The sequence below is a fragment of the Sphingopyxis sp. LC363 genome (assembly GCF_000756385.1).
Taxonomy (GTDB): Bacteria; Pseudomonadota; Alphaproteobacteria; order Sphingomonadales; family Sphingomonadaceae; genus Sphingopyxis.
Map to the genome: position 1 here is coordinate 37,997 of NZ_JNFC01000007.1, position 23,922 is coordinate 61,918.

A 23,922-nucleotide genomic window follows, 5' to 3' on the forward strand; every position below is an offset into this window, starting at 1 on the left:
TATTATTCCTTGAGGTTATATATCCATATATTCAAGTTATTAGGGTAGTTGTTGACCTGCCGAAAGCACCCTGTAACCTCACCGTCACCAAACCGACCTGGGCTAGCCTTGTGCGTGGCGGCCGCGGGTAGGGTACGGCGCTTATCATGAATAAGAAGGGCGGAGCAGGGCATCCGCCAGATGGTCAGGTGGGACATTAGGCAAGCCGAGCCGGCGACAGGCCGGAACGCGCCTTGGGGCGTGCGGCTCGGGCAACAGGGGACTGCTGATATGCGTGATATGGAACATGTTCGTGGGCCGCTGGGCCGTTTCGGGGCGGCGATGACCGCACTGGCGCTGGTGCAGGCCGCACCGGCACTGGCGCAGGAGGAAGCCTCCGCTGCCGACAGCACCGAAGCGGCGCTGTCCGACCAGATCATCGTCACCGGTTCGCGCGTCGCACGCGACGGCTTCCAAGCCCCGACCCCGCTGGTCGTTCTGTCGCAACAGGACATCCAAAACACCTCGCCGTCGAACAATATCGCCGATTTCGTCAACCAGCTTCCACAACTCGCCGGTTCGACGCGGCCCGCCAACTCGCGCCTCAATATTTCGAACGGCTCGGCGGGCATCAACGCGCTCAACATGCGCAACCTCGGCGAAAGCCGCGTGCTCGTTCTCGTCGACGGCCGTCGTTCGGTCGGTTCCACGATTTTCGGCTGGGTCGACATCAACACCATCCCGCAGGCGCTGGTCGATCGGGTCGAGGTCGTGACCGGGGGCGCATCGTCGGCCTATGGTTCCGACGCGGTCACCGGCGTCGTCAATTTCGTCCTCAACAAAAAGCTGGAAGGTCTCCGCATCACCGGGGACATCGGCCTCACCGACAAGGGCGACGGGTTCAACTATTCGGGCAGCGTGGCGGGCGGCCTGTCGTTCGCCGAAGGCCGCGGCCATGCCGTCTTCAACGCCGAGATCGCGCATCAGGACGGCATTTACGAGATCGATCCGAACGACCGGCCGTGGAACCACCGCGGCTATCTGGCCTTCGCAAACCCCGCCTATACCGCGACCAATGGCCAACCGGCGTTTATCACCTTCCGCGAGAATGCCGGCCAGACCAATCAGGCGCCCGGCGGCTTCATCACGGGTTCGGCGGGCAACAACAATGCACTGCGCGGCCTCTATTTCGGGCGGAACGGGGAGGTCAATCAGTTCAACTATGGCTCGTTCAACTCGCCCGCGCTGAACAGCGGTTCCGCGGTGACGCGCACCGTCGGCGGCGACTGGCGGCTCAACGATTCGGGCCGCCGCATCGGCCTGAACCCCAAAGACGACCGCTGGGGCGTCTTTGGCCGCCTGAGCTACGAAATCGCCGACGGCGTCGAAATCTTCGCCGAAGGCTCGTACAACCGGCAGGAAGTCTTCTTTAACGCGGGCCCCAACCTCGGGTCGGCGACGCTCGGCACGGTCGGTTGCACGGTCGTCCCCGTCCCCACGACCTGCAACGCCTTTGCGCTGCAAACGCTGGGTGCCGCGCGCCTCGCGGGCGTCAACAGCATCAGCATCACGACCACCGCGGCCGACCTGCCGTTCCGCGGCATCAACAACCAGCGCGAGGTCCAGCGCTATGTCATCGGCGCCGAGGGCGAGTTCGACGCGTTCGGCAAAGCGGCGCGCTGGGACGTTTATGGCCAATATAGCCGGTCGGACCTGCGCGAGCAGCTCCGCAACATCATGAATGTGGGCCGGATGCGAGACGCGTCAAACGCCGCCTTCGCGCCGGCAGGAAATTCCGGCGGCTATGCGACCGGTTCGATCCAGTGCCTGATCAACGTCGATGCGGACGCCAACAACAACGATCCGAACTGCGTGCCGCTCAACCGTCTGGGTATCGGCGTCGCCGACCCGGCGGCGATCGACTATGTGCTCGGCGATCCCTATCGCAAGCAGGTGATGGAGCAATATGTCGCCGGTGCGAACCTGTCGCTGACGCCGTTCGCGACATGGGCGGGCGACGTGAGCATCGCGATCGGCGGCGAATATCGCGAAGAGAAGATTCGCGGCAGCGTGCCGGAGGAATTTCAGCCCGCCCGCAACGCCGACGGGACGACGTCGAACCGATGGTCGGTCGGCAACTATCTGCCGTTCAAGGGCAGCTATAATGTGAAGGAAGCCTATCTCGAGACCGTGGTCCCGCTGGGCCTTGGCCTCGAATTCAACGGAGCTGTCCGCGCGACAGACTATTCGACCTCGGGCTATGTTACCACGTGGAAGCTTGGCGCAACCTGGGCGCCGATCGAGGATATCCGCTTCCGCGTCACGCGATCGCGCGACATTCGCGCCCCCAACCTCAACGAACTGTTCCAGGCAGGCACCGCCAACAGCGATTCGGTGCGCAACCCGGCGTTCGTTCAGGGCGACCCGACCAGCGGCCCGCAATTCTTCCCCTATTCGGGCCTGACGACGGGCAATCCGGACCTGAAACCGGAAAAGGCCGATTCGTGGAATATCGGCGCGGTGGTCACGCCGCGTTTCCTGCCCGGCTTCAGCGCATCGGTCGATTATTTCCGCATCGATCTGGAGGATGCGATCGATACGATCTCCGCACAGGAAATCGTCAACCGCTGCGACGAAGGACGACAGGAATATTGCGACGCGATCACCGAGGATCCGGCACGCGAACAACCGGGGCCGCCGCGCGTCCCCTATCTGCTGATCCGCAGTCAGCCCTTCAATTTCGTCAGCAAGCTGGTGCGCGGCATCGACTTCGACGCGGCCTACCGCCTGCCGGTCGGCGGAGAAAGCAGCATCACGCTGCGGGGTAACGCGACGCGCTATATCGAGAATCTGTCAGACACCGGCATTGCCGGGGTAACCCCGGTCAATACCGTCGGCGCGAACGGCAGCCAGTCGGCAACGCCGAAATGGATCTTTCGCGGCAGCCTCATCTATGAAAATCCGGCTTTCTCAGGCACGATCACCGGTCGAGGCGTCAGTTCGGGCAAATATCTGGCAAACGCCATCGAATGCACGAGCGGCTGCCCGACCTCGACCAGCCAGGCGCCGACCTATGACAACAACCACGTCAAGGGCACCTTCTACGTCGATCTCAATCTGACACAGAAGGTCCGGATGCAGAGTGGATCGCAGGCCGAACTCTTCTTCAACGTGACCAATTTGTTCGATGCCGATCCGCTGCTGCTACCTGAAACCGGTTTGGCTGCGAACAGCACCTATTCGGATCTTCTCGGCCGCCAATTCCGCGTCGGAATCCGGTTCAGGACGAAGTGAACCGGCAGGAACGAGCTGCCAATTTCGCGTGACAACAAGCCGCGAACTGCTGCGCCCCCGGAAATCAGGGTGATGGCCATGCCCCCGCTTCGCTGCGCAATATCGCGAAGGAAGCGGGGGCACACCACCGGCGCGATCGCCGATTACTCCGAGGACAAAGAGGCGATAGTCCGCGGTCGTCGAGCATCGCGGCTTCATGGTTGTAGGATCAGAAACGGTAGGTGATCGCAAAGATCCCATAAGGACGCGTCTTGTGATAGACGATCGGGCTGTCCTTCGCATCGCCAAGCAATGAGGACACGCCTCCCACTGTCATCAAACTGACGCGATCGGTCAGGCGGTAGACGACTGCGAGTTCGGCCTTCGCGTCGACAAGCCCGCTGCCCGCGCGATATTGCGGGAGCCCCGATGCGGCGGATTGCTCTGCGGTCACCCCGAAATAGCGATTGTTGTGCTTTCGGTTCCCCCAGGTGGTGCCGATCGACGGGATCAACATCAGCTTGTCGCTCGCCGTGACGCGATAGGCGAGGCTCGCATCCACAATAACGCCTTCGGTGTTGCCGGTGATGACCTTGGTCGCTCCGAGCGTCGCTTCGAAGCCGCCCTGCCGCAGCTTCACGAAACCGCGCCCACCGAGGCCCAGCGACAGCTTGCCGATGCCATCCGGCGCATCCTTCGCCCGGTAGCCGCCGACCGGAGTGAGCCCTGCGCCAACCGTCACATGCTCGGAATCGAAGAGATTGGCTCCGATACCGTCCTGAAGATTGACGAAGAAACGGCCCCATTTCACGTCGACCATGGGCAGCGGCTGGAACCTGTAATCGTCCGCGCCCTGATAGGCTGGCGCATAGAGTCCGCCGACACCGACGACGATGCGGACCAAGATGACGAAGGCTGGCGATTCATGAGCGGCGGCACCGCACTGAAAATGAAATGTTGCGAATGGTGCAAGCGCCTTAAGGACTACCGTTCCCCTCGGAGCATGCGCCTTTAGAAGCGCGCCCGGATCCCGGCGGTGTAGATGGTGTCGTCCCACCGGATATCGCGGTTGAACCCGGTCGGGTTGAAGTAGCTGCGATATTTATTGCCCAGAATATTGGTGCCGCCGACGTCGACCCGCAGATTCTCGTTCAGCTCATAGCCGATCCCGAAATCGAGACGCCCGCCCGGACGGACGTAGTTCAGATTGGGCGGGGTCACACCGGCGGCCAGTTCCGCGTCCGTGATCGGCCGCACCAGATTGAGCCCGGTCGTGTCGCCGTCATAATAGCTCGACCGATAGGTGTAGACGAGACGCGCCGACAAACCGAATTTGTCGTAGAACAGGCCAGCGTTGAAATTATATTTGCTGACGCCCTGAAGCGGCAGGCCGGCAAGCCGGTCGTCGCCGCCGACTTCGGAATCGGCATAGGTGAAGTTGCCCGACACGCCGAAGCCGGACAGAGCACCGGGCAGGAAATCGAAGAAGGTCTGACCGCTGACTTCGACGCCCTTGAGCTTCGCTTCGCCGACGTTGCGCGGACGCGTGATATTATATCCGATGCCGTCGATGAATTCGAGCGACGGGGCGCTGATGACGCGATCGGTGATGTCGCGATAATAGCCCGCCACGGCGACGAAACCGCTCTTCCAATAATATTCGAGCGTCGCATCGAAGCTTTCCGATTTTTGCGGACGCAGTTCCGGATTGCCCGCCGATCCCGAATTCTGAACGTTCGGATTGGTCGCCACAATGTAGCTCAAACCGGGATTGAGCGAGCCGAAATCGGGGCGGCGGATCGTTTTCGAATAGGTCGCTCTGGCCTGCAGGCCGCCGCCGAACTGGATACGCGCGCTGGCATTGGGAAGTATATCGATATCCGACGTCTTCGCACGAACCGGAGTGACCACGCCGCTGACCACGCCAGCGCCTTCGATCTGCCGGTCCGTCAGCGTCGGCCGCACGCCGATGACCCCGTCGAGGACGAGCGGTCCGCCAAGCTCGACTTCATATTTCGCCTGAATATAGCCGGCGAAGGTCCGTTCCTTTGCGTCGAAGCGCCGCTCCGGCTGGTAAACAGGATCGCCCAATGCGACGCCGTAAATCTCGCGCAGCCGATCGCGGCCCTCGGCCGTTCGCAGATAATCGGGGTTGGGCGACAAACGCGGAGCTCCGCCGTTCAGGCGCGGAATTCCGGGGACCTCGATGAGGAAGTCGGACGGCAAATCCAGTGAACTGAGCAGCGTATTCGAATCGCCGCCGGGTGCGGCGCGGTTGACTAGCGCCTGATTGGACGTGGCACCGCGATCGGCGAAGCGAAGGCCCAGCTGAAGCTGGTCGAGCAAGCCCCCGACCTCGAACTCGGCGTCCATTCGTACCTGGAACAGCGACCCGTCCGCGCGAGTGAAATTCTGGTTCAGTCCGTTCCGGAGCCTGAAATCCGAGGGATCGTTCAGCGGGTTACCGGTGAACTCATACTGCGCCCCGATGCCGGCGTTGCTTTCGACCACGACTTCCGCCAGCCGCTTGCCGACATCGACGATCACCACTTCATTGATGAAGGTCGATTCCTGATAGGCGAGGTCGAACTTTACGCGGCCCGGCCCCTTCTCGAAGATGAAACCGCCGCCGAAGAGGTAATTGTCTGTCTTCTGATCGCGCGCCTGGGTGCTGACGAATGAGGTGGCGTTGCCATAGGTGGCGCTGTCGAGCTCGCAAAGCTCTTGCAGCGTGAACTCTCCCGCTTCGATCTGGGCCGTCGTCGGGTTGAATCCGGCTGCGTTCACGCGAGCGCGGAAGCAATTGTCGTTCGTAACGGGGTTCGAGATCGTCGTGCCCGGGCTGAACAGCTGGGCCTCGACAAAGGCCGACTGCTGCTTCGCGCGATAGCCCGCGTAAAGTCCGTCGAAATAGATTTCGAGTTCGGGCGTTGCCTGCCACTGGATCGCCGCATTCGCCTGCGGACGTTCGAAATAGCCATATTCATTGAGCCCGCCCGCGACGTTCTGCGACGCATAGCCCGGCAAGTTGAACGGCGCCGTAGCAGTAGAACGGCGGACGGGAGCATAGAGATAAGGCCGGTTATAGTCGGTGCGGCTCCACGAGACGTTCAACAGTGCACCGATCTCGCCAATGCCGGTGTCCCAGCGGTTGGTAGCGAGGAGCCCGAACTGCGGATTGAGCTTTTCAACGTTGGTGGCGTAGTTCCCGCGGGCGGTGACGACGATCGTCGGGTCGCGAAACTTGAACGGCTTGTTCAACTGAAGGTCGGTGTTCCCTGCAATCCCGCCCTCGATGAGGTCGGCCGTCGCGGATTTGATGACGTCGACCCGCGACAAGGCTTCGGCGGGAAGGTCCTGAAACGAAAAGGTTCTGCCGGTGGTGGAAAAGAACTCGCGGCCGTCGAGGGTGGTCAGGATGTCGCCCAGCCCGCGGATCACGACGCCCGTGATCTCGTTGTTCGCGCCCACCGTCACCTGCACGCCCGGCACGCGCTGCAGCGCCGCGGCGGTCGTCGGGTCGGGGAATTTACCGATTTCCTCGGCCACGATCGAATCCACGACCTGGACTGAATCGCGCTTGATCTCGGCCGCCGCCTCAAGGCTCCGACGAATCGTTCCTGTCACCACGATTTCCGCGTCCGATCCGGCGGGCTGCGGATCGGTATTTCCTTGGGTCGCAGATACGATCACATTGCCGGAAATCGGTTCGGAAGTACGCGATTGCCCTTCCGACGCGGCTGCGTCGGAAATCATCAGGCCCGCCACGAGTGGCAACAATGACACCGACACGACAGCTTTAGACGCCTTGCTCATCATCCGTTTCCCATCTTTGTAGCGCGTCATTGGACCGAGGCGCTTGGATAACGGTATAATGCGATAAATCATATCTGACAATCCGGTTGCGCGATGATTCAGGGTAACGCTTTGGCGAGCGAGTCGAGGCAGGCGCATCGCCCAAAGCCACGCTCGCGATCATCGGATCGGCTCGGCGTTTCTATGAACGCTCCGCCCTTGCACGCGGCACAACGAGCGTTGCGAATTGCCGACTCGCCCTGCGGACAGGGGGCGGCATGAACGACAAGACACGCGCGCAATCCGTCCGCCAGCATGAAGGGTTGCAGATACACCGCTCGGGCACGCTCGATATATTGACGCTTGAGCGCCCCGACAGGCTCAACGCCATCGATCCGCGTATGGTCGATGCGCTGACCTCCTATTTCCGGCAAAAGCGCGACGACGATGATTGCCGCGTGATCGTGCTGCGCGGAGCCGGGCGAGCCTTCTGCGCGGGCGTGGACCTGAAATCGACGACTGACGCGCCACCCGACCTGCAATTCACCGGCTGGCTGGGGCGGCAGGATTCGAACCTGCGCATGGCGGTACCAAAAACCGCTGCCTTACCGCTTGGCTACGCCCCAACGGCCGGTGCGACGCGCGCTCTATAGCGCGTCGCGACCTAATGCAAGGCGGGTCGGATCAGAGCCGCGTGACCCAGCCGTGCGGGTCGGCGGCGCGGCCGCGCTGGATGTCGACGAGCTTGCTCTTCAGCATTTCGGTGACCTGTCCCGGGCCGCCCGCGCCGATCGTGAAGCTCGCCTCTCCGCGCGTCACCTTGCCCACCGGGGTGACCACCGCGGCGGTACCGCAGGCGAAGCTTTCGGTGAGCTTGCCGCTCTCCGCATCGGCCTGCCACTGGTCGATCGCATAGGGTTCCTCGCGCACCGTCAGGCCCGCGTCCTTCGCCAGCGTGATGATCGCGTCGCGCGTGATGCCGGGAAGGATCGTGCCGGTCAGCGGCGGCGTGACGATGCTGCCGTCGTCGAAGACGAAGAACATGTTCATGCCGCCGAGTTCCTCGATCCAGCGATGCTCGGCGGCGTCGAGGAAGACGACCTGGTCGTGCCCCTTGGCGATCGCCTCGCGCTGCGCGACCAGGCTGGAGGCATAATTGCCGCCGCATTTGGCGGCACCGGTACCGCCGGGCGCGGCGCGGGTATAATCCTCCGACACCCAGAGCGAGATCGCGGGGGCGCCCGATTTGAAATAATTTCCGACTGGCGAGGTGATGACGAGGAACTGATATTCGGAGGCCGGCTTGACCCCCAGAAACACCTCGCTCGCGAACATGAAGGGGCGGAGATAGAGCGCGCCGCCGTCGACGGGCGGGAACCATCTGGCGTCGGCCGCCACGGCCTCCTTCACCGCCGCGATGAACAATTCCTCGGGGAGTTCGGCCATCGCCATGCGGCGCGCGCTCGCGTTGAAGCGCGCGGCATTGGCCTCGACGCGGAACAAGGCCATCGACCCGTCGTCGAGACGATAGGCTTTCAGCCCCTCGAAGATTTCCTGCGCATAATGGAGCACTGCGGTCGCGGGATCGAGCGTTAGCGGCCCGCGCGGCATCACCTGCGCGTCGTGCCAACCCTTCCCCTCGGTATAGCGGATCGACACCATATGATCGGTGAATACGCGCCCGAAAAGCGGGTCCGCAATCGCCGCCGCCCGTACATCGTCCGCCGCCGGATCGGGATGCGGCAGATGGGTGAAGACGGGAGCGGACATGCGAAAACACCTTTGGTTGGCTGGTTTCAGGAGCGCGCCTCTTGCCAAAGAGCGGCCCGGCGCGCAACGGTAGCGACTATGCCGGATGAAAATTTTCTTTCACAAGTCCCCGCCGCCTCTGCCCTTTTCTTGCGCGAGGAGGAGGTGCGTCGCGGCATCGAGTTCCTCTTTTTCGCCCATGCTTCGCTCTGGCACGCAATCGACGCGCGGCTCGCCGAAAAGGCGCTGGGACGCGCGCATTACCGCGCGCTCTATTTCATCGCGCGCCAGCCGGGGCTGACGATTTCGGATCTGCTCGCGCTGCTCGGCATCACCAAGCAGTCGCTGGGGCGGGTGGTAAAGGAGCTCGAAGCGCGCGACTATCTGACGACGCGGCCCGGCAACCGTGATCGGCGCGCCAAGGAGCTGCGGCTCACCGACGCCGGCCGCGCGGCCGAACGCGAGATATTCGCGGCGCTGCGCGATACGATGAGCCGCGCCTATACCCATGCAGGGCAGCAGGCGGTGACCGGCTTCTGGCAGGTGAGCGAAGCGCTCGTCCCGGCGCGCGAACGCCGCCGGATCGCAGAGCTGGGGAAGGACGCCGGCTAGAATCTGTCCTGAGGCGATTGAGGGATCGAGATTGCCGCGAGACGCCCGCCGAGCGGCGACGCTGCGCCGGCGGGTCAGGCCTTAAAGCCACAAAAGCCCCGCATGCGCGCACCGTATTGTGTCCTTTGCGGCTCTAAGGCGACAAAGGATATGCGTGAACGCGCCGCGACTGTCTCCTTTGTCACTTTAAGAAAGCGACGCGGAACCCCTGCTGCCGGGTGACAATCAACGATCCAAAGAGCCGGTCCAAAGGCTGGCACAGCCGGATAATGTAGGAAAGCGATCTTTTCGGCCCGCGCCGCGGCTCGCTTATTTTGGATCCGGAAGGGTGGTGAATGTCCGGTTTCGAGCGATTACGGACATAATGATCCTCCCCTGCGGCGGAGCCGTGGGGAGGGGTGGAGGGGCCACGCGCGCAGCGCGCTCGCTTCGCTCGCGGCCCCTCCGTCAGCGCTTCGCGCTGCCACCTCCCCATCGCTGCGCGACAGGGAGGATCGCCACGGCAGCTGCCCACAGCGTCAGCCGGAGCCACAGAGTCTATCCCTCGCCGCGCGCAATGTCCGCCAGTTCGCGCCCGCGGTCGCGCGCCGCGCGCAAGACGCCCGTCAGCAACGCAGCGAGCTGGCCGTCGCTGTCGAGCACGTCAAGCCCCGCCTGCGTGGTTCCGCCCTTGCTTGCGACCTGCGCGATCAATGCACCGGGCTTTTCGCCGCTGTCGGCGAGCAGCGCGGTCGCGCCGCCGAAGGTTGCGGTCGCGAGCTTCAACGCGTCTTCGGACGACAGGCCGAGGCGCTCTCCGGCGGCTGCGTAGGATTCGATCAGGCGAAAAACGAACGCCGGGCCGCTGCCGGTGAAGGCGGTGACGAGGTCCATCGTCGAATCGTCGGCGAGCGGGACGACCGTGCCGAGCGGGTCGAGAAGGCTGCCGATCGTCGTCTCGTCGGCGTTGCCGTGGCTCGCGACCGCCGAGACCCCGGCGCCGATGCGCGCGGCGAGGTTGGGCAGAATGCGGACCTGCGCCCGCGCGGCGGGAAAACGTGCCGCGAGGTCGGAGAGCGAAACCCCCGCGAGGATCGACAGCAGATGGGTTTCGCCCGTCACGACCTCGGCAAGCTCGTTCGCGACTTCGCCGAGTTGCTGCGGCTTCATGCCGAGCATGACCCATTCGGCGGCTCCGCCCGCGCCCAGCCATTCGGCGAGCGATGCGAATTGCGCGATCCCCTCGCGCGGCGCCGCGAACGGATCGACGATCGCGACCGTAGCGGGATCAAGCCCCGCCTTCAGCCAGCGATCCAGCATCGCGCCCGCCATATTGCCGCACCCCACGAGCAGCATCCGGCCGGCAAAATTCTTCAAATTCTTCGTCATGGTCCCTGGTTCTTCTTAGTTACCGGCAACTGCTTTCTGGACCCGAGATCAGGTCGAGGCAGCGGCCGTCGATCTTGTTTGCATCCACCGTCAAGCCAATCAGCGAGGCCAGCGTCGGCATGATATCGACCGTCATCACCGCATTGGGCTGTTCGAAGCCGGCCAGCCCCTTGCGCCAGAAAAGGATCGGTACGCGGCGGTCGTAATCCCACACCGAGCCGTGCGTCGCGACATAGCCGACGCCGGCTTCGGGGATCGGGGTGACGCGGGGCTTCAACGCGATGATGAAATCGCCCGACCGCTGCGGATGATAGGAGGCGCGCAGCTTGTCCATCAGCGTCCAGGTATCGGGCGCGCGCTTCGAGATCGGATGCGCTTCGAGTTCCTCGCGCGTCACCACCGCCTCGATCTGCGGATGCGCGCGGAGGCGCGGAAGCAGTTCGGCAAGCACGGCCTTGCGCTGCGCCGCGGTCAGCGTCTTCGCGAGATAATAGTCGCCGCCATCACCGTAAAGAATGGGCTGCGGCAGGCCGAGCTTTTCGGCGACGGCTTTCCCCATCGCCTCGGGATCGAGCGCCTTGTCGACGCGCTGCGCATCGGGCCAGGCGTTCTGGCGGTTGCGTTCGGGCAGGTCGTGGCCGCCATGGTCGGCGGTGAGTGCGACCGCATAGTCGATGCCCGTCGCATCGAGCCGCGCGAAGAAGTCGCCGAGCTCGCGGTCGAGCCCCGCCATCTGGAGGCACATTTCGCTGCCTTCGGTACCCGTGCCGTGGCCGACATAATCGGTCGCCGAAAGGCCGACGATCAGGAGGTCGGTGCTGTCCCCCTCGCCCATCTTGCGCACCTGACGCAGCGCCGCGGCGGTCGCGAGCACGGCGCCGTCCGCTTCGGGCGACGCCATGAAGCGGCGGAAGTCGCCCGCGTCGCGCGCCATCCGGCCGGTGCCGACCGAACCGCCCTTGTCGAGCGGGATCGCGATGTCGTGCGGCGCGCATTCGGCGGGCAGCGTCAGTGCCGGACGCGCCTGACCGATCGCCGCGGCGATCGCGGCGCTCGCCTGCTGCGCGGTCGGCGACAGCGTGGTGCCGCGATAGCTGGTGAGGCCGGTGGGCACGAGCCACATCAACTCGTCGGCCCGGCGTCCGCCCATCATGATCGCCGCGCGGTCCTTACCCGATACCGAGACGACCTGCGCCTTCGGGTCGCGCGCCTTCATCAGGTCGCCGAGCGTCGGGACGAGCAGATGGTTCACCGACGGCGCATATTCGCCGCCCTTCGACGTCGTGCCGGCGACACTCTCGTCCTCGGCGCAATAGACGCGCTTGTCCGCGCGCGCGACCGACGGGTCGAAATAATTATTGGCGACGATGCCCGTGTGCGCCGGGTGGTTGCCGGTCAGGATCGTCGAATGGCCGGGGCAGGTTTCGGTCGCGCCATGCGCCTGATAGCCCGACGGGAAGACGACACCCGACGCGAGCCGCGCGAGACCGCCGGTGAAGCGGCCGCGATATTCGGCAAAAAGGTCGGCCGAGAACTGGTCGACCGCGACCATCACCACCAGCTTCGGGGCAGGCGTCGCGGCCGTAACCTTCTGCACCGGCGGCGCCGAATCCTGCGCGAGGCCGGTTCCCGCGGCGAGACAAAGCGCGGTGGCAAGGGCAGCGGACAAATATTTCAGCGTCACGGACGGCTTCTCCAACCAAGGGGTGTCAGCGCGGGCTGTCCTCTCGACGAAAGCCGCCTATATGGCAAGCCTTCGAACGACCAACAGCTGCGGACGGGCCATGAATTTGCTGAGTGAGGCTTTTGTGACACGCATAGCGCGTACGCTGCTGCTGGCGCTGGCGCTCGCCGCGTTCAGCCCCGCGCACGCGCAATCGACGCATATCCATCCCAAACTCGTTGCCGAATCGGCCACCCCCGCGCCCGGCGGCACGACGACGCTGGCGCTAACCATGGCGCCCGACAAGACGTGGCACGGCTATTGGGTCAATGGCGGCGACGCGGGCTTCGGCCTGTCGGTCGAATGGAACGCGCCCGAGGGGGTGACGATCGCGCCCTTCCGCTATCCCGTTCCCGATGCGCTGATCCTCTTCGGCATGATGAACCATGTCTATGAGCATCCCTATGCGCTGCTCGCCGAGGTGCGGGTCGACGAAAGCGTCGCGCCCGGCACCGACTTGACCTTGTCGGGTGTCGCCAACTGGCTGGCCTGCACCGACAAGGTGTGCGTCCCCGAACGGGCGGTGATCTCGGTCGCATTGAAAGCAGGCGACGGGGCGATCCCGGACGCGTCGCGCACTCGCTTCGACGGCTGGCGCGCGCTGCTTCCGCAGCCGCTCGATCGGCACGGCGCGTGGGAGCGGCGCGGCGAGACGGTGCGCTTCGCCATTCCCCTGCCCGCCAGCACCCAGATCGACGCACCACACCTGTTCGTCGAGACGCAGGATGTCGTCGATTATGCCGCGCCCCAGAAGTTCAGCCGCAACGGCGATCAGATCATCGTCGAGACGCGCGCCAAGGGCGAGAAGGCCGGGCCGGTTTCGGCGCTGCTCAAGCTGGGCGGCGGGCGCGGCCTGTCGCTCAAGCTCGAACCCGGCACGGTGCCCGCGGCCGGCGAAGCGATTGCGGGACCGACGGGCGCGATCGGCGGGACGCTGTTCTGGACCGCGCTCGGCGGCGCGATCCTCGGCGGGCTGATCCTCAACCTGATGCCCTGCGTCTTCCCGATCCTCAGCCTCAAGGCGCTCAGCCTTGCGCGGTCGGGTGGCGTTGCACGGAGCGCCAAGGTCGAAGCGCTCGCTTACACCGCCGGCGCGATCGTCACCGCGCTGCTCCTCGGCGGCGCGTTGCTCGCGCTCCGGGCGGCGGGCGAGCAGGTCGGCTGGGCCTTCCAGCTCCAGCATCCGGTCAGCGTGCTCGCGCTGCTGATTCTCGCGCTGGCAATCACGCTCAACCTGCTCGGATATTATGAACTGCCGTCGTTCGGCGGCGGGCAAGCGCTTGCTGAAAAGGGCGGCGCGGCGGGCGGCTTCTGGACCGGCGCGCTCGCGGCCTTCGTCGCCACCCCGTGCAGCGGGCCGCTGCTCGGTGCTGCGCTCGGCGCGACTTTGGTGCTGCCGGCATGGGCGGCGCTGCCGATCTTCGGCGGGTTGGGGCTGGGGCTCGCCCTGCCCTTCCTCGCGATCGGTTTCGTCCCCGCCTTGCGGCGCCGCCTGCCCAAGCCGGGCCCGTGGATGGACCGGTTCCGCAAATGGATGGCACTGCCGATGGGCCTCACCACGCTCGCGCTGGCATGGCTGCTGTGGCGCCAACTCGGCAGCGGCGGGCAGCTTCTGTGGCCCAGCCTCGCGGTCGCGATGGCACTTGTCCTTCTGACGCAATACGGCGCGATCCAGCGCGGCGACCGGCGGTCGTGGCTGTTGATCGCGTCGGGCCTGCTCCTCGTCGTCAGCCTTGCAGGAACGGTGACCGAGGTTGCCGAGGCGGAGCGCAGCATTGAGGGCGCGGGCTCGACCTTCTCCCCCGATGCGCTCACCAAGGCGCGTGCCACCGGCAAGCCCGTCTTCGTCTATTTCACCGCCGACTGGTGCCTGTCGTGCAAGGCGAACGAAGCCGGCGCGATCGAGCGCGAGGCGGTGCAGAAAGCCTTCGACAAGGCCAGCGTCGTCACGCTCGTCGGCGACTGGACCAATGGCGATCCGGTCATCACGCGCACGCTCGCCGAGCATGGCCGCAACAGCGTGCCACTCTACCTCTGGTATGCGCCGGGCACCGCCAAGCCCGAAATCCTGCCGCAGATCCTGACCCCGGGTCTGCTCACCGACAAGGCGGGCGGCTGATGGCGAAGCAGCGCGCCGACCAGTTGCTCGTCGACCGTGGGCTGGCCGAAAGCCGGACGCGCGCGCAGGCATTGATCCTTGCCGGGCTTGCCTTCGTCGGCGACCGCAAGATCGACAAGGCGGGACAGCAGATCGCCGACGATGCCGAGATCAGCGTCAAGGGCCGCGATCACCCATGGGTGTCGCGTGGCGGGATCAAGCTCGACCATGCGCTTAGGCATCTGGGCTGGGACGTGAGCGGCGCGGTTGCGATCGATGTCGGATCGTCGACCGGCGGGTTCACCGACGTGTTGCTCAGCCGCGGCGCGGCGCGCGTCTATGCAATCGATTCGGGCACCAACCAGCTCGCATGGAAACTCCGGCAGGACCCGCGCGTCATTGTCCACGAACAAACGAGCGCGCGCATCCTGACCGCCGGCCATATCCCCGAACCCGTCGACCTGATCGTTTGTGACGCGAGCTTCATCGCGCTGTCGAAGGTGCTGCCGGTGCCCATGAGCTTCGCGAAACCCGGTGCCCGCATGGTCGCGCTGATCAAGCCGCAATTCGAGGCCGAGCGTCGCGAAGTCGGCAAAAAAGGGGTGGTGCGTGATGCCGAGGTGCATGCGCGCGTTTGCGCCGAGATGCGAGATTGGCTGCAAAGCGAAGGCTGGGACGTCGCCGACCTCGTTGAAAGCCCGATCACTGGGCCCGAGGGCAATGTCGAATTTCTGATTGCAGCGGTGAATCGAGCCGCTTGACGCTACGCCGCACAATCGCGACACAAATGCAACGGATTCGCATTTGGGGGATATTGCGGACATGACCGAAATCGCGACACAGGGCCAGCTTCGCATGTCCTACCTGCGTTGGGCGCTCGTCACCGTGCCGGCGATCGTGCTGATCGGCAGCCTGATGGGCCTGCTCTCGAACAGCGGTTACGGCAATCGCTGGTTCGCCGCGCTCGACCTGCCCTTGATCACACCGCCGGGCTGGGTGTTCGGCACGGTATGGCCGATCCTTTATATCTGCCTCGGCCTGTCGCTCGCGATGATCCTCCATGCGCGCGGCGCCAAGGGGCGCGGTTTCGCGTTGCTGCTTTTCTTCGTCCAGCTGATCGCCAATTTCGCCTGGTCGCCGCTTTTCTTCGGCCAGCATCAGGTGACGACCGCGCTCTACCTCATCATCTTCATCCTGATGGTCACGATCGCGACCGCCTTCGCCTTCGCGCCGATCCGCAAGGCAGCCGCATGGCTGCTCGTGCCCTATATGGTCTGGCTCAGCTTTGCCGCGATCCTGAATTTCCAGATCGATCAGCGCAATCCCGACGCCGAAACCCTTGTCCCCGCCGCCGCCAGCACCCAGATAAGGTGAAGGCGCAAGGGACAACCCGGGGGCCACCCCGACGAAGGAATATCAGACATGCAGAGCGAAAACCGCTTTTTCGACGACCTCGCCAAGATGGTGAACGGCATTGCCGGGACCGTCGCCGGCGCCGGCCGCGAAGCCGAAGCCGCGATGCGCGACCGCGCGAAGGAATTCGTCGGCCGCATGGATTTCGTCAGCCGCGAGGAATTCGAGGCGGTGAAGCAGATGGCCGCCACCGCGCGCGCCGAAGCCGAAGCGCTGAAAGCGCGGCTCGACAAGCTCGAGGGCGCAAACAAGCCCGCTGCGGCGCCAAAGGCGGCTGCCAAGACGGCGCCCGCAAAACCGGCGGCAAAGCCCGCGGCGCGCAAGCCCAAAAGCTGACGCGTCCCCCGCGCCCGCCGTATCTTGTCTGCAAATTATCCCCGGATGACGTGGGACGCGGACTCGCGTCGCTGCGCCATCCGGGCTAAGGCGCGCGCATGAGTGACGATCTATACGACGACGATGACGGCCAGGACGCCGCGCCGATGGAAATGCTAGCGTCCTATTTCGCCGCGCACGACTGGCCGCACGAGATGGTCGGTGAGGACGAGATCGTCGCGACCGCGCAGGGCAGCTGGACGGCCTATGAGCTGCGCGCGGTGTGGCGGCCCGACGACGGGGTGATCCAGCTCCTCGCCTTTCCCGACATTCGCGTTGTCGAGGACAAGCGCGCAGTGGCGCACGAGGCGCTCGCGATGATCAACGAGCAGCTCTGGCTCGGCCATTTCGAGCTGTGGTCGAACAGCGGCACGATTCTCTTCCGCCACGGCATGCTCGTCGGCGCTGATGCGGCGCTGTCGCTCGACCTGACCGAAACGCTGATCGAAAGCGCGATCGACGAATGCGAGCGCTTCTATCCGGTGTTCCAGTTCGTGCTGTGGGGCGGCAAGACGCCGGCCGAGGCGCTCGCCGCCTCGCTCATCGAAACGCGCGGCGAGGCTTAACCCCCTTCCCCGCTCGCATCCAGCGGGTTCGGAGGGCCCTTACCTTTTCTCGAACCTCGTCAGGCCAGCGCCGAGCTCGTTCGCCCCGATCGCCAGCGCCTCGCCGCTCCAGTCGGCGACGAATACCGACCGGCGATCGATGCCCGCGGGCAGGCTCGCGCGATTGCCCTCGATGACGAGCCCACGCGACGGATTCTTGCGCTCCTCGGCCGCGACGGCGATGAAGGCCGAATAATTTTCCTTGTCGCGCCCCTGCACGAACAGATTGTTCGAAATCCGCCCGATCGAACCCGAGGGCAGGTCGATCATATAATTGGTCGCCTTCCCCTGAGTATCGTCGAAGCTGTTGTCGTCGATGTCGACCCGCACCGCGCGTGTCTTGAGATAATGGCCGCCGCTGCCTTTTTCAAAGCGCGTGCGGGTGACGGCGACGCGGCCGTAGATGCCGGTATAGACGCTGTGCGCGCAGCTCAAACCCCGGTCGCAGCGGCCGAGGCGCGAAAAGGTCGAACGGTCGATCGTCAGCGTCGCGTCGGGATCGTCGGCGGTCAGGATGCCCTGTTCGCTGTCGCGGAACATCGCGTTCACAATGTCGAGATCGCTGGTTTCGAGCCGGATGCCCGCGCCATTGCCGTCGGGAACGCGCATATTCTGAAAGACGATGCCGTCGATGCGCGCGCCATCGCCGCGCAGCACGAGCGCTGCCTTGCCTTCGCAGGTCACGCCGTCGAAGATCGCCCGGCCCGGCTCGGCGGCGACGAAGGCGATGCGCCCCGCGGTCTGCACCGCGCAATCGCGGTGATAGCCGGGGGCGATACGGATCGTCCCTTCACCCTCGCCGATCGCATCGACCGCGTCCTGCAGCCGCCCGAAACCGCGGCCGTCGATGCTGTAGGGCGCGCCGCCCGTCTGCGCCGGCAGCGGCGCGGACGCGAAAAGCAGCGGCAGGGCGAGCAGCGGCAGCAGCGGCCGGCGAAGGATCGATCTGAACATGGACCGCGCATAGCGATTTTAGCGACGCAAGTCGTTGGTGAAGCTGGTTAACCCCGTACCTGTCTCGCTTTCGGACAAGTGCGGACACGCCCATTAACCGTCGCGCCGAAATCAATCCAGGTTCGGCCGCAGCCAGCGCGTCGCGGTTTCGATGTCGACGCCGCGCCGCTGCGCATAATCCTCAAGCTGATCGCTGCCGATCCGTGCGACGCCAAAATACTGGCTTTCGGGGTGACCGAAATAGAAGCCGCTGACCGCCGCGGTGGGCAGCATCGCGAAGCTTTCGGTGAGCACCAACCCGGCATTCTCGCCCGCGGCGAGCAGGTCGAACAGGATCGGCTTCAGGCTGTGATCGGGGCAGGCGGGATAGCCGGGGGCCGGGCGGATGCCCCGATATTCTTCCTTGATCAGCGCTTCGTTAGTCAGCTGCTCGCCCGGCGCATAGCCCCACAGCGTGGTGCGGACATGCTGGTGCAGCCGCTCGGCGAACGCCTCGGCGAAGCGGTCGGCGAGCGCCTTCAGCAGGATGTCCGAATAATCGTCCTTGTCGGCGCGGAAACGCTCCGAATGCGGCTCGATACCGTGGATGCCGACCGCGAAGCCGCCCATCCAGTCGCCCGCCGGATCGATGAAGTCGGCGAGGCACATGTTCGCGCGGTCGCGGCTCTTCTTGATCTGCTGGCGCAGGAAGGGGAGCGTCACATGCCGTTCCTCTTCGGCGAGGTGGATTGTGACGCTGTCGCCGTCGCGTGCGCACGGCCAGAAGGCGCAGACGCCGCGCGCGGTCAGCCATTTCTCGGCAATCAGCTTGTCGAGCATCGCGTCGGCGTCGGCCTTGAGCGCCCGCGCGGTCTCGCCGACCACCTCGTCGTCGAGGATCGACGGATAGGTCCCGTGCAGCTCCCACGCGCGGAAGAAGGGCGTCCAGTCGAAACATTCGCGCAGATCTTCGAGCGACCAGTCGTCGAAACGGTGCAGCCCGGGCTGCAACGGCGGCGCCGGCTTGTCGCTGAGATAGGCGTCGTAATAATTGGCACGCGCCTCTTCGAGCGTATGCAACACGCTCTGCCCCTTGCCCGCGCGCACATCGCGGACATGCTCATAATCGTCCTTATAACCCTGCACATAGGCGTCGCGCCCAGTGTCGCTGACCAGCGCGGTGGCGACGCCGACCGCGCGGCTCGCGTCGAGGACGTGGAGCACCGGGCCCTTGTACGCCGGGTCGATGCGCAGCGCGGTATGCACCTTCGATGTCGTCGCGCCGCCGATCAGCAGCGGCATTGTCATGCCTGCGCGCTGCATTTCCTCGGCGACCGTCACCATCTCGTCGAGCGAGGGAGTGATGAGGCCCGAAAGGCCGATCATGTCGGCGTCATTCTCGTTCGCCGCATCGAGGATCTTCGACCAGGGCACCATCACGCCGAGGTCGACGATCTCGAAGCCGTTGCACTGGAGCACGACGCCGACGATATTCTTGCCGATGTCGTGGACGTCGCCCTTGACGGTTGCCATCACGACCTTGCCCTTGCCCTTCGCGCCGGGTTCCTTCGAAGCCTCGATGAAGGGCAGCAGATGCGCGACCGCCTTTTTCATCACGCGCGCCGATTTGACGACCTGCGGCAGGAACATCTTGCCCGATCCGAACAGGTCGCCGACGACGTTCATCCCGTCCATCAGCGGGCCTTCGATCACCTCGATCGGGCGCGGCATCGCGAGGCGCATTTCCTCGGTGTCGTCGACGATATAGGCGTCGATGCCCTTGACCAGCGCATGTTCGAGCCGCTTTTCGACCGCCCAGCCGCGCCATTCCTCGGCCGCCTTTTCCTGCGCGGCGTTCGTTCCCTTGTAACGTTCGGCGAGCGCGATCAGCCGCTCGGTCGGGCTCAGCTCTTCACCGTCCACCTTGCGGTTGAGGATGACATCCTCGCATGCGGTCCTGAGTTCGGGGTCGATCGTATCATAAACGTCGAGCTGCCCGGCGTTGACGATCGCCATGTCGAGCCCGGCGGGGATCGCATAGTAAAGGAATACGCTGTGCATCGCGCGGCGCACCGTCTCGTTGCCGCGGAAGCCGAAGGAGAGGTTCGACAGCCCGCCCGAGAAATGCGCGTGCGGGCAGCGGACGCGGATTTCCTTCACCGCCTCGATGAAGTCGACGGCATAATTGTCATGCTCTTCGAGCCCCGTCGCGACCGCGAAGATATTGGGGTCGAAGATGATATCTTCGGGCGGGAAGCCGATGGTCATGAGCAGCTTGTAGGCGCGCTCGCAAATCTCGATCTTGCGGTCCTTGGTGTCGGCCTGCCCGACCTCGTCGAACGCCATCACGACGACCGCGGCGCCATAGGCCATGCACTTCTTCGCATGATCGAGGAACTGTTCCTCGCCTTCCTTCATGCTGATCGAGTTGACGATCGGTTTGCCGGGGACGCACTTCAGCCCCGCCTCGATCACATCCCATTTCGAGCTGTCGATCATCACCGGAATGCGCGCAATGTCGGGCTCGGCGGCGATGAGCTTCAAAAAGGTCGTCATCGCATATTCGGCGTCGAGCAGACCCTCGTCCATGTTGACGTCGATGACCTGCGCGCCATTCTCGACCTGCTGGCGCGCGACTTCGACCGCCGCCGTATAATCATCGGCGAGGATCAGTTTCTTGAACGCCGCGGAACCCGTGACGTTGGTGCGCTCGCCGATATTGACGAAAGTTGAGGAGGCGTTGGTTTCAGTCATCTTGCTCATCTTGCTCCCCTCCCGCTTGCGGGAGGGGTCGGGGGAGGGTCCGTTCAATCTCGGGCGGCGTAGAAAGGAACAGGCCCTCCCCTAACCCCTCCCGCAAGCGGGAGGGGAATTACGCCGCCATCGTGAACGGCTCCAGCCCCGCAAGCCGCGTGCGCACCGGAACGTCGGGAATATGTCGCGGCGCGAGACCCGCGATCGCTTTCGCCATCGCAGCGATATGTGCCGGCGTCGACCCGCAACAGCCGCCCAGAATGTTGACCTGCCCATGCTCGGCCCATTCGCGCACCAGCTCCGCGGTTGTTTCAGGCATCTCGTCATATTCGCCGAGTTCGTTGGGAAGCCCGGCGTTTGGATAGACCATCACGAGCGCGTCGGCGAGATCGGACAGCACTTTCACATGCGGGCGGAGCTGTGACGCGCCGAACGAGCAGTTGAGCCCGATCGTCAGCGGCTTCGCATGGCGCACGGCATACCAGAAAGCCTCGACCGTGTGTCCCGACAGGTTGCGTCCTGACAGGTCGGTGAGCGTCATCGAAATCATCAGCGGCAGCTCGCGTCCGACCTTGGCTTCGGCTTCGAGCGTCGCGGCGATCCCCGCCTTGGCGTTCAATGTGTCGAAGATCGTCTCGATCAGGATGAAATCGGCGCCGCCTTCGGCAAGCGCGACGACCTGGTCGAGATAGACGTCTTTCAGCTCGTCGAAGTCGATCTCGCGATAGCCCGGGTTGTTGACGTCGGGCGACAGCGACAGCGTCTTGTTCGTCGGCCCGACCGCGCCCGCGACGAAGCGGCGGCGGCCGTCGAGCGCTTCATATTTCACTGCCGTCTCGCGGCCCAGCCGCGCGCTTTCGATGTTGATGTCCGCGACGAGCGTCTCGGCACCATAATCGGCCTGACTGATCCGGTTCGCGCTGAAGGTGTTGGTCGACACGATGTCCGACCCCGCCGCCAGATAGGCCTCGCCGATCGCGGTGACGACGTCGGGGCGCGTCAGCGCGAGAATGTCGTTGTTGCCCTTCTGATCGTGCGTCAGACCGAGCGTGCCGGCATAGTCGGCTTCGTCGAGCTTACGGAGCTGGATCTGGGTGCCCCAGCCGCCGTCGGTCAGGAGGATGCGCTCCCTTGCCGCCGCGGTGAGGGCTTCGCGTGCGCTGCTCATGCTGCCTGATCCTTTGCGGTCGAAACCGGCCGCAGCCCCAGCAGATGGCAGATGGCATAGCTGAGCTCGGCGCGGTTGAGGGTGTAGAAGTGGAAATCGCGCACGCCGCCCGCGTAGAGGCGGCGGCACATTTCGGCGGCGATCGTCGCCGCGACGAGCTGGCGCGCGGCGGGATGATCGTCGAGCCCCTCGAACAACGACACCATCCACGCGGGGATCGCGGTGCCGCACATGTCGGCCATGCGCCGCGTCTGCGACACGTTCGACACCGGAAGGATGCCGGGAATGATCGGCGCGTCGATGCCCGCTGCCGCCGCCGCATCGCGAAAGCGCAGGAAGCTGTCGGGCGAGAAAAAGAATTGCGTGATCGCGCGCGTTGCGCCGGCGTCGAGCTTGCGCTTCAGATTGTCGAGGTCGGACTGCGGGCAATCGGCATCGGGATGCACCTCGGGATAAGCTGCCACTGAAATCTCGAAGGGCGCGACCGCCTTCAGCCCCGCGACCAGTTCGATCGCATTGGCATAGCCTTGCGGGTGCGCCCGATAGGGCTCGCCACCCGGGACGTCGCCGCGCAGCGCGACGATATGGCGCACGCCCGCTTCCCAATAGGCCTGCGCGACCTCGTCGATCTCGGCGCGCGAGGCCTCCACGCAGGTCAGGTGCGCCGCGGGCGGCACGCGGCTTTCGGCAGCAATGCGCGCGACGGTCGAGTGGGTGCGTTCGCGCGTCGATCCGCCCGCACCATAGGTGACCGATACGAAGCTGGGCGCCAGCGGCTCGAGCGTGCGGAACGTATCCCACAGCTGCGCTTCCATCTTCTCGGTCTTGGGCGGGAAAAATTCGAAGCTGACGCCGATATCGCCGTCGAGATTGGCGAAGAGCGGCGACGCCGCGGCGCGGCGCGCCTCCGCCAGCGAGTTCAAGTTCGACGTCATGCCGCAAGCCTTTTACTTTGCCCGCCTTCGCTGACGGGGGGTTGATCTTCGTCGCTGCGACGGCGGCCGAGCCACAGCTTCACGGCCAGCTCCCCGCCTTCGAGCGTCTGGGTGGTTTCGAGCAGCAAGCCCGCCGAGGCGAACCAGCCGCGGATCTGCGCATCCGAGAATCCGAGGCGGGCATGCGCGGCGAGCGCCCGCAGTTCCTCATCCTCGTGCGGCGCGAAATCGACGACGAGAAGGTGACCGCCGCCGCGCAGCACGCGGCTCGCCTCGGCGATCACGCGGTCGGGCTCGTGCGCGAAATGGAGCGCCTGATGGATGACGATGCTGTCGATGCTGGCGTCGGCGACCGGCAGGTCGAGGAAATCGCCCTGCAACAGATCGACGGGCACCGGCTGCCGCTCGAGCTTCGTGCGCGCAATGCGCAGCATTTCGGGGCTGCGGTCGAGCGCGGTGATCCGGCGCGCGGTCGGTGCGAAAATCTCGGCCATCCGGCCGGTGCCGGTGCCGATGTCGAGCAAATGGCCGAGGCGGCGGTTGTGCATCATCGCCAGCATTGCGGCTTCGACTTCGCTCTCGGCGATATGGCGCGATCGGATCGCGTCCCATTCGGCGGCATGCTCGGCGAAATAGCGTTCGGCCGCCGCGACACGCTCGTCGCGCACCGCCGCCAGCCGCCGAGCATCATGCGCGATGACGCGCGTTTCGCGCGCGGAGAAAGGCCATTTCTCCGCCTGACCGATAATCTCGGCGACCGGCCCTTCGCCGGCGATGCGCAGGAAAACCCAGCTTCCCTCGCGCCGCCGCTCGACGATTCCAGCCTCGACAAGGATACGGACATGGCGCGATACGCGCGGCTGGCTCTGGTCGAGAACGATCGCGAGTTCGCCGATCGCAAGCTCCATCTCGCGCAGCAGCGCGACGACTCGCAGTCGCGTCGGATCCGCGAGAGCGCGGAAAATGTCGATAAGCTCACTCACCAAAGGACATATAAAGCTTTCTTTATATCTGGTCAACCAAGCGCCGTGCCACGATTTTCCGCGGTGCGCGCCGCGGTCGTCGCGGCATTGCGACGCAACAGCGGGGTCAATCGCCAAAAGGACGGTTGCACGCCATTTGGCGAGTGGGTAATTCTGCGC

The 23,922-nt window shown here is 64.8% G+C and carries 17 protein-coding genes, 1 tRNA gene and 1 pseudogene; 8 read left to right on the forward strand and 11 right to left on the reverse strand.

Annotated features, from left to right (window positions below; all coding sequences use genetic code 11):
* The first annotated feature begins 270 nt into the window (after positions 1-270).
* A complete protein-coding gene (locus FG95_RS03830; protein WP_052182057.1) occupies positions 271-3,273 on the forward strand; it encodes a TonB-dependent receptor plug domain-containing protein in 3,003 nt (1,000 codons plus the stop codon).
* 208 nt (positions 3,274-3,481) lie between these two features.
* Here the strand turns inward: FG95_RS03830 and FG95_RS03835 are convergent, their stop codons facing one another.
* Both FG95_RS03835 and FG95_RS03840 read right to left on the reverse strand, forming a co-directional pair.
* Entirely contained in the window at positions 3,482-4,156 is a 675-nt protein-coding gene (locus FG95_RS03835) for a MipA/OmpV family protein (protein WP_052182058.1), read from the reverse strand.
* Positions 4,157-4,263: 107 nt separating this feature from the next.
* Complete coding sequence (locus FG95_RS03840) at positions 4,264-7,008, reverse strand: TonB-dependent receptor (RefSeq protein ID WP_152567568.1); 2,745 nt, start codon at positions 7,006-7,008, stop codon at positions 4,264-4,266.
* Positions 7,009-7,448: 440 nt separating this feature from the next.
* On the opposite strand from FG95_RS03840, the pseudogene FG95_RS21325 reads away from it, so the two are divergent.
* Positions 7,449-7,544: pseudogene (locus FG95_RS21325) on the forward strand (enoyl-CoA hydratase/isomerase family protein); the annotation flags it as partial.
* Positions 7,545-7,598: 54 nt separating this feature from the next.
* Here the strand turns inward: FG95_RS21325 and FG95_RS03845 are convergent.
* Positions 7,599-7,673, reverse strand: a tRNA-Gln gene (locus tag FG95_RS03845).
* Positions 7,674-7,731: 58 nt separating this feature from the next.
* On the reverse strand, positions 7,732-8,817 hold the full coding sequence (locus tag FG95_RS03850; RefSeq protein ID WP_037554087.1) for a branched-chain amino acid aminotransferase: 1,086 nt from the start codon (positions 8,815-8,817) through the stop codon (positions 7,732-7,734).
* 78 nt (positions 8,818-8,895) lie between these two features.
* On the opposite strand from FG95_RS03850, the gene FG95_RS03855 reads away from it, so the two are divergent.
* Entirely contained in the window at positions 8,896-9,408 is a 513-nt protein-coding gene (locus FG95_RS03855; protein ID WP_037554088.1) for a MarR family winged helix-turn-helix transcriptional regulator, read from the forward strand.
* A gap of 537 nt (positions 9,409-9,945) precedes the next feature.
* On the opposite strand, the gene proC is transcribed toward FG95_RS03855, so the two are convergent.
* A complete protein-coding gene (gene proC, locus FG95_RS03860; RefSeq protein WP_052182060.1) occupies positions 9,946-10,776 on the reverse strand; it encodes a pyrroline-5-carboxylate reductase in 831 nt (276 codons plus the stop codon).
* Between the two features lie 19 nt (positions 10,777-10,795).
* On the reverse strand, positions 10,796-12,460 hold the full coding sequence (locus FG95_RS03865) for an alkaline phosphatase family protein (RefSeq protein ID WP_235211449.1): 1,665 nt from the start codon (positions 12,458-12,460) through the stop codon (positions 10,796-10,798).
* A gap of 100 nt (positions 12,461-12,560) precedes the next feature.
* Here FG95_RS03865 and FG95_RS03870 point away from each other — a divergent pair, with 100 nt between their 5' ends.
* The 5 genes from FG95_RS03870 (at position 12,561) to FG95_RS03890 (ending at position 16,951) form a co-directional block, all read left to right on the forward strand.
* Positions 12,561-14,618 carry a protein-disulfide reductase DsbD family protein gene (locus tag FG95_RS03870; protein ID WP_037554089.1) on the forward strand — a complete coding sequence of 686 codons (2,058 nt, stop codon included), beginning with the start codon at positions 12,561-12,563 and terminating at the stop codon, positions 14,616-14,618.
* Positions 14,618-15,358, forward strand: coding sequence for a TlyA family RNA methyltransferase (locus FG95_RS03875; protein ID WP_037554090.1), 741 nt, complete (start codon positions 14,618-14,620; stop codon positions 15,356-15,358). Before FG95_RS03870 ends, FG95_RS03875 begins: the two co-directional genes overlap by 1 nt.
* A 61-nt stretch (positions 15,359-15,419) precedes the next feature.
* The gene (locus FG95_RS03880) at positions 15,420-15,971 is read left to right on the forward strand and encodes a TspO/MBR family protein (protein ID WP_037554091.1); all 552 of its coding nucleotides are present in this window, start codon (positions 15,420-15,422) and stop codon (positions 15,969-15,971) included.
* Between the two features lie 48 nt (positions 15,972-16,019).
* A complete protein-coding gene (locus FG95_RS03885; protein WP_037554092.1) occupies positions 16,020-16,346 on the forward strand; it encodes an accessory factor UbiK family protein in 327 nt (108 codons plus the stop codon).
* 98 nt (positions 16,347-16,444) lie between these two features.
* On the forward strand, positions 16,445-16,951 hold the full coding sequence (locus FG95_RS03890) for a YbjN domain-containing protein (RefSeq protein WP_037554093.1): 507 nt from the start codon (positions 16,445-16,447) through the stop codon (positions 16,949-16,951).
* Positions 16,952-16,990: 39 nt separating this feature from the next.
* Here FG95_RS03890 and FG95_RS03895 read toward each other — a convergent pair whose 3' ends face one another.
* The 5 genes from FG95_RS03895 to FG95_RS03915 form a co-directional block, all read right to left on the reverse strand.
* A complete protein-coding gene (locus FG95_RS03895) occupies positions 16,991-17,944 on the reverse strand; it encodes a hypothetical protein (protein ID WP_037554094.1) in 954 nt (317 codons plus the stop codon).
* A 111-nt stretch (positions 17,945-18,055) separates the two neighbouring features.
* Entirely contained in the window at positions 18,056-20,677 is a 2,622-nt protein-coding gene (gene metH / locus FG95_RS03900; protein ID WP_200880144.1) for a methionine synthase, read from the reverse strand.
* A 118-nt stretch (positions 20,678-20,795) separates the two neighbouring features.
* Positions 20,796-21,845 carry a homocysteine S-methyltransferase family protein gene (locus FG95_RS03905; RefSeq protein ID WP_037554096.1) on the reverse strand — a complete coding sequence of 350 codons (1,050 nt, stop codon included), beginning with the start codon at positions 21,843-21,845 and terminating at the stop codon, positions 20,796-20,798.
* Positions 21,842-22,780 (reverse strand): methylenetetrahydrofolate reductase, encoded by a 939-nt coding sequence (metF, locus tag FG95_RS03910; RefSeq protein WP_037554098.1) that lies wholly within the window; start codon positions 22,778-22,780, stop codon positions 21,842-21,844. Before metF ends, FG95_RS03905 begins: the two co-directional genes overlap by 4 nt.
* On the reverse strand, positions 22,777-23,763 hold the full coding sequence (locus tag FG95_RS03915) for an ArsR/SmtB family transcription factor (protein WP_037554146.1): 987 nt from the start codon (positions 23,761-23,763) through the stop codon (positions 22,777-22,779). The genes metF and FG95_RS03915 overlap by 4 nt, the downstream gene beginning before the upstream one ends.
* Between the last annotated feature and the right edge of the window lie 159 nt (positions 23,764-23,922).

What these genes read in the sequence shown, in the direction of transcription:
- FG95_RS03855 (WP_037554088.1), top strand. Translation starts at nt 8,896, where the DNA reads ATGCCGGATGAAAATTTTCTTTCACAAGTCCCCGCCGCCTCTGCCCTT.
- FG95_RS03880 (WP_037554091.1), top strand. Translation starts at nt 15,420, where the DNA reads ATGACCGAAATCGCGACACAGGGCCAGCTTCGCATGTCCTACCTGCGT.
- metF (WP_037554098.1), bottom strand. Translation starts at nt 22,780, where the DNA reads ATGACGTCGAACTTGAACTCGCTGGCGGAGGCGCGCCGCGCCGCGGCG.
- FG95_RS03890 (WP_037554093.1), top strand. Translation starts at nt 16,445, where the DNA reads ATGAGTGACGATCTATACGACGACGATGACGGCCAGGACGCCGCGCCG.
- FG95_RS03870 (WP_037554089.1), top strand. Translation starts at nt 12,561, where the DNA reads ATGAATTTGCTGAGTGAGGCTTTTGTGACACGCATAGCGCGTACGCTG.
- FG95_RS03885 (WP_037554092.1), top strand. Translation starts at nt 16,020, where the DNA reads ATGCAGAGCGAAAACCGCTTTTTCGACGACCTCGCCAAGATGGTGAAC.
- FG95_RS03840 (WP_152567568.1), bottom strand. Translation starts at nt 7,008, where the DNA reads ATGATTTCCGACGCAGCCGCGTCGGAAGGGCAATCGCGTACTTCCGAA.
- proC (WP_052182060.1), bottom strand. Translation starts at nt 10,776, where the DNA reads ATGACGAAGAATTTGAAGAATTTTGCCGGCCGGATGCTGCTCGTGGGG.
- metH (WP_200880144.1), bottom strand. Translation starts at nt 20,677, where the DNA reads ATGACTGAAACCAACGCCTCCTCAACTTTCGTCAATATCGGCGAGCGC.
- FG95_RS03895 (WP_037554094.1), bottom strand. Translation starts at nt 17,944, where the DNA reads ATGTTCAGATCGATCCTTCGCCGGCCGCTGCTGCCGCTGCTCGCCCTG.
- FG95_RS03830 (WP_052182057.1), top strand. Translation starts at nt 271, where the DNA reads ATGCGTGATATGGAACATGTTCGTGGGCCGCTGGGCCGTTTCGGGGCG.
- FG95_RS03905 (WP_037554096.1), bottom strand. Translation starts at nt 21,845, where the DNA reads ATGAGCAGCGCACGCGAAGCCCTCACCGCGGCGGCAAGGGAGCGCATC.
- FG95_RS03875 (WP_037554090.1), top strand. Translation starts at nt 14,618, where the DNA reads ATGGCGAAGCAGCGCGCCGACCAGTTGCTCGTCGACCGTGGGCTGGCC.
- FG95_RS03850 (WP_037554087.1), bottom strand. Translation starts at nt 8,817, where the DNA reads ATGTCCGCTCCCGTCTTCACCCATCTGCCGCATCCCGATCCGGCGGCG.